Below are 251 nucleotides of genomic sequence, written 5' to 3'. Positions count from 1 at the left end.
AGTTTTATCCGGAGAATTTTCAACAAGCCGCTGGATTGGTGAACTATTACAATACAGAGAACTGGACGGCTCTTCAAGTCACGCATGATGAAGAACTTGGCCGGATTCTTGAATTAACAATATGTGATAACTTTTCTTTTTCACAACCATTAAAAAATAAAATTGTTATTCCTCGTGAAGTAAAGTATGTATATTTAAGAGTAAATATTGAAAAGGAAAAATATTATTATTTCTATTCTTTTAACAAAGAA

The 251-nt window shown here is 30.3% G+C and carries 1 protein-coding gene; it reads left to right on the top strand.

The window, feature by feature from the left end:
- The coding region (locus CF394_RS00390; protein ID WP_500691221.1) for a beta-xylosidase family glycoside hydrolase at positions 1 to 251 on the top strand (251 nt) is incomplete at both ends.

This window comes from Tetzosporium hominis (assembly GCF_002265435.1).
GTDB classification, from domain to species: Bacteria; Bacillota; Bacilli; order Bacillales_A; family Planococcaceae; genus Chryseomicrobium; species Chryseomicrobium hominis.
This window is presented reverse-complemented; position numbering and strand designations above follow the sequence as displayed.